The organism is Rheinheimera sp. F8, from assembly GCF_001518915.1.
The window spans coordinates 3,234,744-3,248,718 of the sequence record NZ_CP013656.1 but is presented as its reverse complement, the minus strand read 5'-3'; the positions used below and the strand labels follow the sequence as shown (position 1 = coordinate 3,248,718).

The window sequence follows — 13,975 nt, the reverse complement described above, 5'->3', positions numbered from 1 at the left end:
CCCGCAGCATTTGTGCACTGAATGCTTTAATGCCGGCCATTCAGAGAAAATCGCGGATAGTCTCTGCTTCTTCAGCACTGTAGCCCAGTTTCAGCGCGGCTTCTGTTAGCATCATTTTTTTACGGGTCGTATTCGAATTCGTGATCACCCAAAACTCGCTGTTGGGTATTTGTTTCGGATTGGTGCTGCTACCCGCTTCCAGCAAATCGGCTTCGTTGCGGCCAAAATACACGCGGTTACGGCCTTTGATGTCCAGCACCTGAGCAAAATCTTGCTTGTGCGCGCGCGACAACGCCGACAGGATAATCAAAAAACGCCCTACGACAGATAACTCAGCCTGCAGATCCTGTTTGCTCAGGATATCAAAGACTTTCTGTGAGGATTTTGAATTTTCTGCGACAACTGCGCTTGCAGCAGGTTGCTGGGCAACAGATTGCTTATTGAGTAGAATGCGCCGCAAGATGTCATTGGCACTTTCGCCAATGCGTTGGGTCTGACCGGCAATAAAGTGGTAGAGCTCGTCATCTATTTCTATTGTGTTCATGTAATTACCTTTATAAGACCCAAAATGACAGTGCCCGCGTGCCCGTTATGGACAATACCCTCATCTGATGGGATCGCGGCAGAATCAAGAGGAAATCCATGATATTACATACCGACATCACAGGCCAAGGGACTCCGTTGTTATTAATTCATGGCCTGTTCGGCAGCTATGAAAATCTTGGCATGATCGCACGGTTATTGGCCGATCAATTTCGCATTATCAATGTTGACTTACGTAACCATGGCCGCTCCGGCCACAGCAATGAAATGAATTATGCGTTAATGGCGCAGGATTTAATCGACACCATGGATGCATTGCAGATCTCTTCAGCGGCGGTGCTTGGCCATTCAATGGGCGGCAAAGCGGCGATGCAGCTGGCACTGAGTCAACCAGAGCGGGTCAGCAAACTGGTGTTAGCCGATATTTCCCCGGTGATTAGTCAGCCACGTCATCTTGGTATTTTGCAGGCGTTAAACCAAATCAATCTCAGCACACTACAAGATCGCAAACAGGCCGATGTCCAGTTACAAACCGCTATCGCTGACGCCGGCACCCGTGCTTTTCTGTTAAAAAGCCTGATCAAAGGCGACCATGGGTTCCAATGGCGATTTAATCTCGCGGTTCTTACGGCACAATACCAGCAGGTTTTGGCAGCGCCGGATGCTACGGGCCCATATACCGGCCCCACTTTGTTCATCAAAGGTGGCAATTCAGACTATCTGCTGCCGGAACATCAGGCTTATATCCGCCAGCTGTTTCCTGATGTTAAAGCCAAAATCATCGAGGGCACCGGGCATTGGTTACATGCCGAAAAGCCGGCGGCTTTTGCCAAAATTACTGCTGACTTTTTATTGAGTTGACGCAATATTTTCCGCGTACCTTTGTGGTATATTGCGCGGGTTTTTTTTGAAGGTTTCCGTCATGTTAAATCAGTACATGGAACAAATTGAAACGTTTGGAACCTGGTTTGCGCTCGCCGTGTTGTTTTTTCTCATCGGAATGGCGATCCAGGACGTATTAAAAAAAGGTGATGTGCCGAAATTCGGACGGATCTTCGTCTGGCTGGTATTATTCCTGGGGTGTTTTGGTTTTATCGCCAAAGGCATTATCCAGGTGATATATGAGTCGCAGGGCATGGGCTGATGGCAAAGATTTCCAGCGACAGAACCACCATCGACCTGTTCGCTCATGAAAAACGACCAGGCCGACCCAAAACCAATCCGCTGCCGCGCGAAGAGCAACTGAAGCTGAATAAACGGAATCAGGTGCGCCGGGATCGCAGCAAAGGTTTAAAACGCATTGAGACCAAGATACCGGAAGACCTGTATCAAAAACTCGACGCAAGAGCACAGGCACTGCAAACCACCCGCAGTGCATTGATCGAACAACTGTTAACTCAGGCGTTAGCAAAGCCAGTGGTAACAAAGTAAGAAGGCTTAATTATGGCGACCGTAGGTATTTTCTTTGGCAGCGACACCGGTAACACCGAGCATGTTGCAAAACAAATCCAAAAAGAACTGGGTAAAAATCTGCTCGAAGTGCATGACATTGCCAAGAGTTCAAAAGAAGACATCGCCGCATATGATCTGCTGATGTTTGGCATCCCGACCTGGTACTACGGCGAAGCGCAGTGTGACTGGGATGATTTTTTCCCTGAGCTGGAAAACATCGATTTCAATAATAAGCTGGTGGCTATTTTTGGCTGTGGTGATCAGGAAGATTATGCGGAATACTTCCTCGATGCGATGGGCACTTTACGCGACATTATTGAGCCAAAAGGCGCCATTATCGTCGGTCATTGGCCAACGAAAGGCTATAACTTTGTTGCGTCCAAAGCGCTGGTCGACAATGACCATTTTGTCGGTTTAGGCATTGACGAAGATCGCCAGCCTGAACTGAGCGATACCCGCATCAAACAATGGTGTAAGCAGATTTATGACGAGCTGAGTCTGAAAGACCTCGAAGGTCTGTGAGCGCAGATTTTTAGCCGATAAAAAACAAAGCCACCGTCAGGTGGCTTTGTCGTTCTGGCGATGGTGAGATCATTCAGTTAGCGTACTTGCGCTGCATCAAATAACGGGTTCTCGATCAAACCCAGGACATTGCCAAATGGGTCAGCAAGACTCGCTACCCGGATACCATCGCCGACGTCCGTGACTGGTGCGACTATGTGCGCCCCCAATACCCGCACCCGTTCCACTTCAGATTCAATATCACCCGTCCCCCAATACACCACCTGGCCGTCAAGGCTCGGTTGTCCATCCGGCACCAGACCCAATTCAAAACCGCCGATGCTAAATCCAACATAAAAGGGTTGTTCAAAATAGGGGGCGGTTTGAAATACCTGCTGATACCAAGCGGTGGCGGCAGCGAGATCGGCTACCGGATAAATCACTGTACGAAGTCCGAGCATTAAAGTCCTGCCTGTTTATTCTCTGTGTTGTGGTTTCTTACGAATATAGACGGTCCGGTTCACTTCACAAACCACTTCACCGGCTTTGTCTTTTACCAGCACCAGAAACTGCGGAAAATATTTCTGGCCATCCTCTGTCGCTGCTTTGATCTCGTTGATGGTGGCGTCGTGTAACCAGAACTCGGCGGTCAAAGTGCCACGTCCTGGCCGGATGAAATCAATATCCGCTTTTTTGTCCCAGACCATGTAGGTCTTGCCCATCGCCCCCATCAGTAACAACGGATAAATTGGATCGGTCATCGCAAACATCGCGCCGCCAAACTGAGTGCTGTTGATATTGCGTCGCCAGGGCCGATCATTAAGAGTCACCCTGGCATAACGATAATCGCTGGCAAGTTCAGCCACCCGAATGCCGTTGAACCAGAATGGTGGCCAGAAATTTAACAAATGTCGCATTACTGCGGGTTGAAACGCCCATTTCATTTAGGTTTACCTGTAACTGGTCTGTCCTCTTATTATGCTGATATTTTTTACGACTGACCAGCGTTCAGCCATCATCGCCATTTTTCGCTTTTCCTCAAACGAATAATAGCCTTATAATCGGTCAACCCTTATTTTTAAGTGATGCCCACATGCCTGATCATAACAGCGAGCTGCGTAAAGCAGGTTTAAAAGTCACGCTGCCCCGCGTAAAGATTCTGGAGATCCTGCAGGATCCTTCTCATCAACACATCAGCGCAGAAGACGTGTATAAAATTCTGCTGGAGATCGGAGAAGACATCGGTCTGGCCACTGTCTATCGAGTTTTAAACCAGTTTGACGATGCTGGTATCGTAACCCGTCATCATTTTGAAGGCGGAAAATCAGTCTTTGAACTGAGCCGGATTGACCATCATGATCATCTGGTTTGTCTGAATTGCGGCAAAGTCATTGAATTTGAAGATGATGAAATCGAACGTAAACAGCTCGAGATCTCGGAAAAAAACGGTATCAAGCTGACCCATCACAGTCTGTATCTGTATGGGGAGTGTGTTGATAAAGCCGCCTGTGATCAGTTCAAAACGACCCAACATAAATAAGTAACACGCATGTATAAAAAAAGCCGCTGTAATGCGGCTTTTTTTATAGATCTGACAGCACAGAGGTTATATCAGTGACTGACATCCAGCAGCACGCACTGTTGCTGGCGACATGCCGGCACCGGCGCCATTAATTGCTGGCAGGTACTGCGTAGACCCAATCGTTGTTGTTGTTCCTGACGGATCCGGGTGTATCTGTCGTTGGTGATCGTCAGCATTTTTTGGTCAGTCTGTTGTGTAGAAAACAGCAGAAACTGTTCAGGTCCACCACAAGGTCTTGAACCGATCCCCAGCACCTGACACTGCTGATCTGTGGTACAGCTTTTGTCCAGTGTCAGTTTTTGCATACGCTGGTAAAGCTGGCGGCCATCAACCTGCATCTGAGCAAGCGGTCCATCCAGTTCCGTCAGTAAGTTTTGGTTTGATGGTGGTGTTTGACTGCAGGCTGCCAGCAACAGAGCCGTCAACACCATAAGAACGCGTAACATAGACATCGGAACTTCCCTGAAATCAGACCAATAGACCTGAATGTTAATTCGGTGTAAGGCAAACAGATTATCAATCTCTGCGCGACAGTCAAGCAATGCGAATGATTCAGATGTACAAAAATTGTCAGCAGAGATGAATTGCAGCGCCGACGCATTGCAATTCAGCTCCGTTCTAACGGATTTTTAACTTCAAAACAGCAGGTGAGCCATTCCGGCAATGACTGGCAACGTGACCAGCGTGCGCAAAATGAATAAGACAAACAAATCCAGCAATGTGACCGGTATTTTACTGCCCAGCAGTAACGCTCCGACCTCTGACATGTAGATAAGCTGAGTGACTGATAATGCGGCGATAACAAACCGGGTCAGCTCATTAGGGACTTCGCTGACTAGAATAGAGGGAACAAACATATCGGCAAAACCTACCATTACTGATTTTGCTGCCTGTTCCGCATACGGAATTTGCAACAGCTCTAACAAGGGTACAAATGGCGCACCAAGGATACTGAACACCGACGTATGTTCGGCGATGACCAGTGCCAAAGTGCCGACCGCCATGATTACCGGTAAAACGCCAAACAACATATCCAGCACTGCTTCAACGCCTTCCCGCAACGTCGCACGAAATCCACTGGCCTGACTGGCGCGGTGCAAGCCGTGCGCAACCGCCCGGCTGAACACTGACGTTTGGCTAAACTGCCCCCCTTCAGCACGCATATGATCAATGCCATCAATATATGTGTCGGGCTTACCGCGCAGTGGCGGCAAATATGGCAGGACAATCGCTGCGACCAGACCAGCCGTACAAATGGTGGCATAAAATGGCAAGAACATATGTTCAAGCCGGACCTGGCCCAGTACCACAATACAGAACGTGACCGACACCGCTGAGAATGTAGTTCCGATCACAGCCGCTTCCCGTGCTGTATAAAAACCAGCTTCATATTGTTTACTGGTTAGTAAGATCCCGACACTACCATCACCAATCCAGGATGCGATGCAATCGACCGCCGAGCGGCCTGGCAAACGAAAAATAGGCCGCATGATTTTCGTCATTAAAGTGCCGATGAATTCCAGCAGGCCAAAGTTCAGCAGCAATGGCAGTAGTAATCCGGCAAATACAAACACACATAGTAACACTGGCAGCAAGTCGTTTAATACTAAAGCCCCTGTCGCCTGACTGGTGACAAATGCCGGCCCCTGGCCGGACAGCACCAACAACAACAACATCGCGCCGAGCACACGCACCATCACCCAACCCCAACCCGGACTAAATAATTTGCCGGCGAAGCTGCTTGGCGGTATCCGTGTGGGTTTGAATAGCTTGATGCCCACAGTCAATATTGCAGACATTGTGACGATAAACGCCAACAGATAGGGCATCCCGGAACCCAGCGTCGTTTTGAGTAAATTGGCCATCACAGCGACCGGAATGGTCAGGCCTTTTTCGGCAGGGATTGGTGTCATAAATAAAAACACACCGAGTAACGACGGCAACAGCAGAATGAGCCAGTTGCGTAAGGTTGAGTAGTTTTCAGATACGGGCATGATGAAACATCAGTGTTGGTCAGTTACAGGCGGCACAGCCTAATCAAAACGACTGTCACTGTCACGTGGCTTCGGCTGGTTCGCCGAAAAATCAGGCATTAATTAGTTTTTTTTGCTCAACAAGTTCCGCCTAGTTGAGCTCGATAAAGGTTAAACCTATTTGGTACAGATCCTCTGATTCCTGCGTGCAACGCACTACTTTGGCATGTGCGTCGAGTGGGACGACGGAGCTGTTATTGGATTCCAGCCGCAGATGGATCAGCGTGCCCATCTCCAATGGCTCGTCTACTTCAACGGCCATACCTGTTGCGCTTAAATCCCGACAGATGCCACTTAACATCCTGCCTGATTCCGGATCATTGATCATCATCTGGACTTCAGTATTAACCATCATCCGAAAGTAATTTCGTTTATCGTTTCTGCTCAGCATGGCTTGTCTCGTCTAAGGCCGACCGCATTTGTTATAAAGCTTTCTGACAACAGTGTAAAGCGCCAGCATCAGCACCAGCCCGTCAGTTGCTCAATCTGCCATAAAATTTTTTCTGCTGAAAAAGGCTTTGGGATAAAGCCTAAGGCACCAGCCGCGCTGGCTGCGCGTGCATCCGCGGGTGAATCCAGTCCGGACAACATGATCACCGGGATATCAGCAGTCAGTGGATTGTGTTTCAGCAACGTACACAAGTCGATGCCGGTTAATCCCGGCATCAGAATATCCAGTAAAATTAAATCGGGTTTATCTTCATGGATCATCGTCAACGCTGTCTGGCCCTGAGCAGCGTAACTTAGCTGGTAGTGTGATGCGGGCAACGCCAGACGCAACAACGCCAGATTAAATGATTCATCGTCCACTAACAGTACTTTTTTTGTCTCAACTTTGTACTCAGCACCTGCCATGGCCATATCCTTATTGTTACCGCCTGAAAGGTTGTAGCTTAATTTTCTGCCAGCGACAAGCTAGCTGCTACTTAAGCTCCTGAACCGCCAGCAAAATGCGCTTCGACGAAATTGGATATGGTGTACCCAGCTGCTGAGCAAACAATGATACTTTCAGCTCTTCGAGCATCCAGCGAATGTCCCGTACCGGTTCTGGCACAGGCTTACCGGCAAACTTGCCCAATAGATGCTGGTAGGCGTCAGCTGCTTTCTCATATTCATGCATCTGCAGCCGGTCACGCTGCGGATCAACTGGCAGTTTCTCCAGCCGTTTTTGCAGTGCCAGCAAATAGCGTTTGATGTCATCGAGCCGTGTTGCACCAAATTCGCTGACAAAACCTTTAAATATCAATGCATCGAGCTGTTGCTTAATATCAGCGTTTGCATACGCGAGCGCCAAATCCATCCGCCCGCGCAGCTTTTTACTGATCTCATGCCCCACTGTCAGAATTTGTTCTACCTGCATGGCCACGGCGAGCACGGTATCGCCAAGCTCAGCCCGAACCGCGTCCCGCAACTGCAGATATTCCTGTTGATTGTGTGGCCACGAATGTTGGCCTACCAAATGATCAATACCGGCAGCGATACAATCGTCAATCAACTCCAGCACCTTGCCAAACGGGTTAAAATAGAGCCCTAATTTGGCTTTATTCGGCAGATTCTCCTGCAGGTACTTTACCGGCGATGGTAAATTCAGCAGCATCAGGCGGCGTAAGCCGAGCCGTGACTGCGCGGCGGCCTGTTCCGGGCTATCCAGCAGCTGGATTGCCACACTGTGTTTTTGATCCACCAGCGCCGGGAAAGCTTTGATTTCATAGCCAGCCTGCAACCGGACATACTCGCGTGGTAGCTCACCAAAGCTCCAGTCGGTCAGTTGTTGTTGTTCAATGCCCTGTTCTGCCACCAGACTCAGGGTTTCCTGTACCTGCCCCTGCAGCTGTTGTTTTAACACGGCCAGCGACCGGTGTTGGGCAATGACGCTGCCTTTGTCATCAGTCACTTTAAAATTCATTTTTAAGTGCACAGGCAACTCACTGAGTTCCCAGGCATCGTCAGCGATGGTAATGCCACTCATCCGTTTTAAGCGTTGCGTGACAGTGGTTAATAAAGGACCGTCATCAGGGCTCACCGACTGCAATAAAGCGTCGGCATAATTCGGTGCCGGTACAAAATTACGCCGGTACATCTTCGGCAAACATTTAATCAACGCCACCAGTAATTCATGGCGCAGACCGGGGATCAACCAGTCAAACCCAAGCTCCTGTACCTGATTGAGTAAGGCCAGTGGAATACACAGACTGACGCCGTCATCCGGAGCGCCCGGCGAGAAATGATACTCAAGCGGCAATCGCAGATTGCCCTGAGACCAGAACTCCGGATAGCTGTCGTCAGTAATGTGGCCGGCGTCATGGCGTTTAAGCATATCCGGATCAAAGTTCAGAAACTTTGCATCTTGTTGCTTTTGCGTTTTCCACCAGTGCTGAAAGTCAATGCGATTGTTGGCGTGAACCGGTATTTTCTCCGCGTAAAACGCGACCAGCGTTTCTTCGTCGACCAGAATGTCACGTCGGCGCGATTTGTCCTCGAGATCAGTCACTTCGTCAATCAGTCGGGCATTGTGCGCCAAAAATGGCTCGTTCAGGCCCAGCTCCTGATTCACCAGTGCTTCGCGGACAAAAATTTTGTGACACAGTTCAGGTTCGATTTTGCTGTATTGCACTGCGCGTTTGCCGACGATGATCAGGCCATAGAGTGTCACTTGCTCAAATGCTATTACGGCGCCGCGTTTTTTCTCCCAATGTGGCTCACTGTAGCTACGGCTGACCAGATGTTGTGCCAGCGGTTCGACCCATTCAGGTTCGATCTTTGCCACAGTTCTGGCATACAACTTACTGGTTTCAACTAATTCAGCGGTCATTACCCATTTCGGCTTGCGCTTAAATAAATGGCTGCCGGGGAAAACAAAAAACCGGCTTTGCCGCGCCCCCATGTAATCCGCTTCACTGTCTTTGCTACCAATTTGGCCCAACAACCCGGTCAGGATAGCGGTATGAATGCTTTGATAGTCTGCTGCTGTGCTATTACTTTTTAGTGCAAGTTCTTCAGCGACTTGCGACAGCTGCGCATACAGATCCTGCCACTCGCGGACGCGTAAGTAGTTCAGCAGCTCCTGTTTACACAACCGGCGGAATTGATTGTTGGTCAGGCTGTCCTGCTGTTCCTGCAAATAGCGCCACAGTTTCAGCCAGCTGGCGAAATCTGAATCCGGATCAGCAAAACGACCATGCAGTTCATCGGCTTTTTGTTTTTTATCCAGTGGCCGCTCGCGTGGGTCCTGGATCGACAGCGCGGCAGTGATCACCAGCAATTCATCCAGACAGTTGCGCTCTGCCCCGGCTAATACCATCCGAGCTAATCGCGGATCTATCGGCAAACGGCTTAGTTGTCTGCCAAGCGGCGTCAGCTGCAGCCCTTGTTTGCGTTCAGTCTTCAGTGCGCCGAGTTCATCGAGTAACCGCACGCCGTCATTAATAAACCGGCTGTCTGGTTTTTGCAGAAACGGAAAATGTTGAATATCGCCGAGGCCTAGTGCCAACATCTGCATGATCACAGACGCGAGATTGGTACGCAGGATCTCCGGATCGGTAAATTCGTCCCGGTTGTTGAAATCATCTTCGCTGTACAGGCGGATACAAATACCGGCAGCGACGCGACCACAGCGGCCTTTGCGTTGATTCGCGCTGGCTTGGCTAATCGCTTCAATAGGCAGCTGTTGCACTTTCGAGCGATAGCTATAGCGGGAGATGCGCGCAGTGCCTGGATCTATCACATAACGGATCCCGGGGACTGTCAAAGAGGTTTCTGCCACGTTAGTCGACAACACGATACGCCGTCCCGCATGGCTCTGAAAAATACGGTTTTGTTCGGCGGCACTTAACCGCGCATATAACGGCAATACTTCGGTATGTGGCAGTTTAAGTTTTTCCAGCGCATCCGCGGTATCCCGGATCTCGCGCTCGCCATTGAGGAAAATCAGAATGTCACCTGGCGGCTCGCGATACAGTTCGTCGACAGCATCAAAAATAGCCTGCAACTGATCGGCATCTTTATCGTCCATCTCCGTCGCCGGCCGGTAGCGCACTTCGACCGGATAAGTCCGGCCTGACACTTCCAGTACCGGCGCATCGGAAAAATGCCGGGAAAATCGCTGTGGATCTATAGTCGCTGAGGTGATAATCAGCTTTAGATCCGGCCGTTTAGGCAGCAACTGTTTAAAGTAGCCGAGCAGAAAATCAATGTTCAGACTGCGCTCGTGCGCTTCGTCGATAATGATGGTGTCGTATTGATTGAGGAATTTATCCTGCTGAATTTCCGCCAGTAAAATACCGTCGGTCATCAGCTTCACTAGCGTATTGCTACCCGTGTGGTCGCCAAACCGCACTTTGTAGCCGACTTGCTGGCCAAGCGGCACTGCAAGTTCATCGGCCAGACGTTGGCCAACACTGCGTGCGGCCAGCCGTCTCGGCTGCGTATGGCCGATCAGGCCGGCAATACCACGACCAAGCTCAAGACAAATTTTCGGAATTTGTGTGGTTTTTCCGGAGCCGGTCTCGCCGGCAATAATCACCACCTGATGTTTGGCTATGGCGGCTTTAATGTCCTCTTTCCGGCCGCTGACCGGCAACTCAGCCGGATAGCTGACCGCTGGCATCGCCTGTGCTCTGCTCTGACGGGTTTGTTGCGACAACATGATGTCAGCTTGTAATTGCGTATGCCGCTTCACGTCTGCTGTTTTCGCCAGGTCCCGGCACATCCGGCGTAAACGGAACTGATCTTTGAGCAGACAAAATGCCACCGCATCCAACAAGGCACTGACAGGTAATAATTCAACAACAGGCGATAACTCAGACAAAACACAGCCCCCGCAAAAATAAGGCAGCTATGCTAGCACAAACTGACCAAAGCCGGCAGCGCCGGCTCTGGTATCAAAGGGCAGAAAAGCCAGCGATTCAGCTGACTTTGCGGTAGTGAGAGTGCAATTCCTGGTCGATTGCCCGCAGCACGTCGGTGCGGCTGATCACGCCTTGTAAGACGCCATTGTCATCGACCACCGGATAAATTTTTGGTTTTAATCCGAGCATCAACTGCGCCAGTTCGATAATGCCGCTGTTCATATGTACAGTCAGGACATCTTTGCGCATTAAATCCCGGACATAGGCCAAACCTTCGTCGTGATAAGAGCTCAGCAACATGCGCGCCAGACAATCCTGTTCAGACAAAAAACCAACAACTTTGTGTGCCGCATCAACCACAGGCCCACCGAGTTCAGCCACATCAGTCAGGCGGTCGACGGCAGCTTCGAGCGTCATATCCTGATTAAACGTCACCGGATGGCGGTTCATGTGATCAGACACTTTTAATAAGTTCATGCATCCCCTCCAATTCAAACTTCGGTTGAAACAAAGGGTTTTTTATCACCCTTCAGCCCAAGCTTAGTGCAAATTCAGCCAGATGCGCTGATACAGATCAATCTTTGAAAATAGCGACCTCCGCTTCTTTGCCTTGCTGACGCTTCGCGCGGTACATGCCTTCGGTGTTTAAATGCCAGCTTAATGCGCCCTGCTGGTCAACAACAATGACACCACCAAGTCCACCAATACCTTTTAATTCCTGCATCACTTCGTCTGCTGCAACGGCTGCTTTTTTGCCTTGATAACGCACTCGGGCACAAATATCCCCTGCAACCTGATAGCGAATAAAAAATTCACCATGGCCGGTGGCGGATACCGCACAGCTTTGATTATCGGCAAAAGTTCCGGCGCCAATCAGCGGTGCGTCACCAACCCGGCCAAAACGTTTGGCCGTCATACCTCCTGTTGAAGTCGCGGCCGCCAACAGCCCATTCTTATCGACAGCAACGGCGCCAACAGTGCCTACATTCCATTCGATCGGAAACATCGGGCTTAACCGCAACTGCGCCTGATGCGGCGTTTTATTCAATGCTTTTAACGCTTTTTGCAGCGCCTGATAACGGAATTCAGTATCAAAGTAACTGTTGTCAACAAATTCCAGTTGCTGTGATTTAGCGAATTGTTCTGCACCAGAACCCGTTAGTAACACATGCTCTGAATGCTCCATCACCGCTCGCGCAAGCCTGATCGGATTTTTTACCGTTTTCACCCCGGCGACAGCGCCTGCCGCCCTGTTGTCGCCGCGCATAATGGCGGCATCCAGTTCGTGCGTGCCGTCATAAGTATAAACAGCGCCTTTACCGGCGTTAAACAACGGTGAATCCTCCAGTATTACGACAGCCGCGCTGACCGCATCCAGACTGCTGCCGCCCTGCGCCAAAATCTGATAGCCCTGATCGACCGCGTGTTTTAATGTGGATTCATAAGCTTTCTGCTGGGCCGGCGTCATGCTGTCGCGTGAGATGGTACCTGCGCCGCCGTGGATCACGATGCCAACAGGCGCAGGCGCCGCTTGCGCCAGCGACAGTACGAACAGATTGCTTAGGATGAACGCCGAAGCTTGATGTTTCATGGATATGTTTCCCCGCTTTTAGATATTGATACCATACTTCAGCCTGCTCAATCTGTGACCAAGCTGCGGGACTAAATCACCACAGGTTGCGCCAGATCAAGAGTTTAGAACCAATCTCAGCCTACACTGCCTGCAGTTTATTAGCTGCAGAAGGAAGATGAGATGAGCTTGGAAAAACATGATTTGGTGCACGAATTTCCTGAATTCCGGGAAAAAATTCATCAACTGAAAACCACCGACCACCACTTTGCCCGCTTGTTCGCCGAATATCATGATGTAGACCACGAAGTGTTCCGGCTGGAACAAGGTGCGGAAACTGCGTCCGGCGAATATCTGGAACTCAGGAAAAAGGTCCGTCTGCAGCTAAAAGACCAGTTATTCAAAAGCCTGCAACAGGCCTGAACATGGGCACAGCAGCCTAAGGGCTGCTGTTACTTTTTGCAGTTCCCGGCCAACTTATATCCTGCCGCTATCGCTTGCGCTTCAGTTGCAAATGGTTGTTGGTTTTCGTGCTTGATTTGTGAATAACCACTGCACTGTGGCAGGTGATACTTCTTACTATTTTTATTGCCGAGCACCGCAGTGACATTCGAATTCTGCAGTGCTGAGTTTAGCGGGCGCAATGCCGCGGCTGGTTCAGCATCCACCGGTTCCGGCTGTGCCGACAAATACCCCGGATACCAGCGTTTTTCTCCTGTAACAAAATCATTTGAATGCCCCATCTGTTGGGCAGTGCGCTGCATCAAGGTCAGTTCACGCTGGTCTACCGGGTCTTCACTGTGCCAGCGTAAAAACAGTTTTTGCTCAGCTTCACTTAATGTGAGTTGATAACGATCTGCCATGTAAAAATAAATCCGGGCTATGTCACCACGCACTTCGGCCCTAGGTTCTGCCAGTTGGCGACTAAAATCTATTCGGATCGGACAGGCACCATGCTGGGGCCGCACATTGGGTAATTCTGCAAATCTGAAATGAGCGCGATCGCCATTGACCTCGCCGAGCGCCGGACGAAGATTGAACAAATCGGCTTCAATCTGGCGGAATTTTCGGTCAGTATCGCCACAATGCTCGCGTCCGCCTTGTTTCCAGCAGGCACGGCTGGCGCCAAACTGCTGTGCCGGCACAACATGTTCCCATTCGACCCGCTGAGCACGGGGGCCATTTTTTCGGACCTGATAACCACAGGCTTTGAGGTCGATTTGCGCTTTTCCACTGTTCCAGCGGATTGGACAGTCACAGTAGAAATCAGTCCGCTCATCCGCGTAAATCCTCGCGGCAAGTCGTTTAGCCGCGTCAAAATCGACTGGGGCGGCATTCAGCACGTCAGTACTGAGTGTAATAAAAACCAGCATTAACATAAGTCGAAACAACACAAACAACCTCTTCACTTCTGCTTGTAGGGCAACCGCAGGCCCGGCGCGCAGCA

At 50.2% G+C, this 13,975-nt stretch carries 17 protein-coding genes; 6 read left to right on the top strand and 11 right to left on the bottom strand.

The window, feature by feature from the left end; genetic code table 11:
* Nucleotides 1-40: 40 nt before the first annotated feature.
* Nucleotides 41-544 (bottom strand): replication initiation negative regulator SeqA, encoded by a 504-nt coding sequence (gene seqA / locus ATY27_RS14525; RefSeq protein WP_208931344.1) that lies wholly within the window; start codon nt 542-544, stop codon nt 41-43.
* 98 nt (nt 545-642) lie between these two features.
* On the opposite strand from seqA, the gene ATY27_RS14520 reads away from it, so the two are divergent.
* From ATY27_RS14520 to fldA, 4 genes are all read left to right on the top strand, one after another.
* Nucleotides 643-1,404 carry an alpha/beta fold hydrolase gene (locus ATY27_RS14520; protein ID WP_208931343.1) on the top strand — a complete coding sequence of 254 codons (762 nt, stop codon included), beginning with the start codon at nt 643-645 and terminating at the stop codon, nt 1,402-1,404.
* Nucleotides 1,405-1,465: 61 nt separating this feature from the next.
* Nucleotides 1,466-1,687 (top strand): DUF2788 domain-containing protein, encoded by a 222-nt coding sequence (locus ATY27_RS14515; RefSeq protein ID WP_244151320.1) that lies wholly within the window; start codon nt 1,466-1,468, stop codon nt 1,685-1,687.
* Nucleotides 1,687-1,974: a LexA regulated protein gene (gene ybfE, locus ATY27_RS14510; RefSeq protein ID WP_208931342.1), complete on the top strand. Its 288-nt coding sequence runs from the start codon at nt 1,687-1,689 to the stop codon at nt 1,972-1,974. Before ATY27_RS14515 ends, ybfE begins: the two co-directional genes overlap by 1 nt.
* Nucleotides 1,975-1,986: 12 nt before the next feature.
* Nucleotides 1,987-2,517 (top strand): flavodoxin FldA, encoded by a 531-nt coding sequence (gene fldA, locus ATY27_RS14505; protein WP_208931341.1) that lies wholly within the window; start codon nt 1,987-1,989, stop codon nt 2,515-2,517.
* A 77-nt stretch (nt 2,518-2,594) separates the two neighbouring features.
* Here the strand turns inward: fldA and ATY27_RS14500 are convergent, their stop codons facing one another.
* Both ATY27_RS14500 and ATY27_RS14495 read right to left on the bottom strand, forming a co-directional pair.
* Nucleotides 2,595-2,957, bottom strand: a complete 363-nt coding sequence (locus tag ATY27_RS14500) for a VOC family protein (RefSeq protein ID WP_208931340.1) — start codon at nt 2,955-2,957, stop codon at nt 2,595-2,597.
* Between the two features lie 15 nt (nt 2,958-2,972).
* Nucleotides 2,973-3,440, bottom strand: coding sequence for a DUF4442 domain-containing protein (locus tag ATY27_RS14495; protein ID WP_208931339.1), 468 nt, complete (start codon nt 3,438-3,440; stop codon nt 2,973-2,975).
* A gap of 149 nt (nt 3,441-3,589) precedes the next feature.
* Here ATY27_RS14495 and fur point away from each other — a divergent pair, with 149 nt between their 5' ends.
* Nucleotides 3,590-4,036: a ferric iron uptake transcriptional regulator gene (fur, locus tag ATY27_RS14490; RefSeq protein WP_208931338.1), complete on the top strand. Its 447-nt coding sequence runs from the start codon at nt 3,590-3,592 to the stop codon at nt 4,034-4,036.
* 71 nt (nt 4,037-4,107) lie between these two features.
* On the opposite strand, the gene ATY27_RS14485 is transcribed toward fur, so the two are convergent.
* The 7 genes from ATY27_RS14485 to ATY27_RS14455 form a co-directional block, all read right to left on the bottom strand.
* Complete coding sequence (locus ATY27_RS14485) at nt 4,108-4,530, bottom strand: hypothetical protein (protein WP_208931337.1); 423 nt, start codon at nt 4,528-4,530, stop codon at nt 4,108-4,110.
* 183 nt (nt 4,531-4,713) lie between these two features.
* Entirely contained in the window at nt 4,714-6,072 is a 1,359-nt protein-coding gene (locus ATY27_RS14480) for a YjiH family protein (protein ID WP_208931336.1), read from the bottom strand.
* A gap of 130 nt (nt 6,073-6,202) precedes the next feature.
* Nucleotides 6,203-6,502, bottom strand: coding sequence for a PilZ domain-containing protein (locus tag ATY27_RS14475; protein ID WP_208931335.1), 300 nt, complete (start codon nt 6,500-6,502; stop codon nt 6,203-6,205).
* Nucleotides 6,503-6,570: 68 nt separating this feature from the next.
* A complete protein-coding gene (locus ATY27_RS14470; protein WP_208931334.1) occupies nt 6,571-6,966 on the bottom strand; it encodes a response regulator in 396 nt (131 codons plus the stop codon).
* A 67-nt stretch (nt 6,967-7,033) separates the two neighbouring features.
* Nucleotides 7,034-10,918: an ATP-dependent RNA helicase HrpA gene (hrpA, locus tag ATY27_RS14465; RefSeq protein ID WP_208931333.1), complete on the bottom strand. Its 3,885-nt coding sequence runs from the start codon at nt 10,916-10,918 to the stop codon at nt 7,034-7,036.
* A 97-nt stretch (nt 10,919-11,015) separates the two neighbouring features.
* Entirely contained in the window at nt 11,016-11,435 is a 420-nt protein-coding gene (locus tag ATY27_RS14460) for a CBS domain-containing protein (protein WP_208931332.1), read from the bottom strand.
* A gap of 97 nt (nt 11,436-11,532) precedes the next feature.
* Complete coding sequence (locus ATY27_RS14455; RefSeq protein WP_208931331.1) at nt 11,533-12,549, bottom strand: isoaspartyl peptidase/L-asparaginase; 1,017 nt, start codon at nt 12,547-12,549, stop codon at nt 11,533-11,535.
* Between the two features lie 162 nt (nt 12,550-12,711).
* Here ATY27_RS14455 and ATY27_RS14450 point away from each other — a divergent pair, with 162 nt between their 5' ends.
* Nucleotides 12,712-12,951, top strand: a complete 240-nt coding sequence (locus ATY27_RS14450; protein ID WP_208931330.1) for a DUF465 domain-containing protein — start codon at nt 12,712-12,714, stop codon at nt 12,949-12,951.
* A gap of 29 nt (nt 12,952-12,980) precedes the next feature.
* Here the strand turns inward: ATY27_RS14450 and ATY27_RS14445 are convergent, their stop codons facing one another.
* Nucleotides 12,981-13,907 carry an endonuclease gene (locus ATY27_RS14445; protein ID WP_208931329.1) on the bottom strand — a complete coding sequence of 309 codons (927 nt, stop codon included), beginning with the start codon at nt 13,905-13,907 and terminating at the stop codon, nt 12,981-12,983.
* Nucleotides 13,908-13,975: the final 68 nt, after the last annotated feature.

Bases quoted from the DNA above. Each gene is read 5' to 3' on its own strand.
- seqA (WP_208931344.1), bottom strand. From the start codon at position 544: ATGAACACAATAGAAATAGATGACGAGCTCTACCACTTTATTGCCGGT.
- ATY27_RS14520 (WP_208931343.1), top strand. From the start codon at position 643: ATGATATTACATACCGACATCACAGGCCAAGGGACTCCGTTGTTATTA.
- ATY27_RS14515 (WP_244151320.1), top strand. From the start codon at position 1,466: ATGTTAAATCAGTACATGGAACAAATTGAAACGTTTGGAACCTGGTTT.
- ybfE (WP_208931342.1), top strand. From the start codon at position 1,687: ATGGCAAAGATTTCCAGCGACAGAACCACCATCGACCTGTTCGCTCAT.
- fldA (WP_208931341.1), top strand. From the start codon at position 1,987: ATGGCGACCGTAGGTATTTTCTTTGGCAGCGACACCGGTAACACCGAG.
- ATY27_RS14500 (WP_208931340.1), bottom strand. From the start codon at position 2,957: ATGCTCGGACTTCGTACAGTGATTTATCCGGTAGCCGATCTCGCTGCC.
- ATY27_RS14495 (WP_208931339.1), bottom strand. From the start codon at position 3,440: ATGAAATGGGCGTTTCAACCCGCAGTAATGCGACATTTGTTAAATTTC.
- fur (WP_208931338.1), top strand. From the start codon at position 3,590: ATGCCTGATCATAACAGCGAGCTGCGTAAAGCAGGTTTAAAAGTCACG.
- ATY27_RS14485 (WP_208931337.1), bottom strand. From the start codon at position 4,530: ATGTCTATGTTACGCGTTCTTATGGTGTTGACGGCTCTGTTGCTGGCA.
- ATY27_RS14480 (WP_208931336.1), bottom strand. From the start codon at position 6,072: ATGCCCGTATCTGAAAACTACTCAACCTTACGCAACTGGCTCATTCTG.
- ATY27_RS14475 (WP_208931335.1), bottom strand. From the start codon at position 6,502: ATGCTGAGCAGAAACGATAAACGAAATTACTTTCGGATGATGGTTAAT.
- ATY27_RS14470 (WP_208931334.1), bottom strand. From the start codon at position 6,966: ATGGCAGGTGCTGAGTACAAAGTTGAGACAAAAAAAGTACTGTTAGTG.
- ATY27_RS14460 (WP_208931332.1), bottom strand. From the start codon at position 11,435: ATGAACTTATTAAAAGTGTCTGATCACATGAACCGCCATCCGGTGACG.
- ATY27_RS14455 (WP_208931331.1), bottom strand. From the start codon at position 12,549: ATGAAACATCAAGCTTCGGCGTTCATCCTAAGCAATCTGTTCGTACTG.
- ATY27_RS14450 (WP_208931330.1), top strand. From the start codon at position 12,712: ATGAGCTTGGAAAAACATGATTTGGTGCACGAATTTCCTGAATTCCGG.
- ATY27_RS14445 (WP_208931329.1), bottom strand. From the start codon at position 13,907: ATGTTAATGCTGGTTTTTATTACACTCAGTACTGACGTGCTGAATGCC.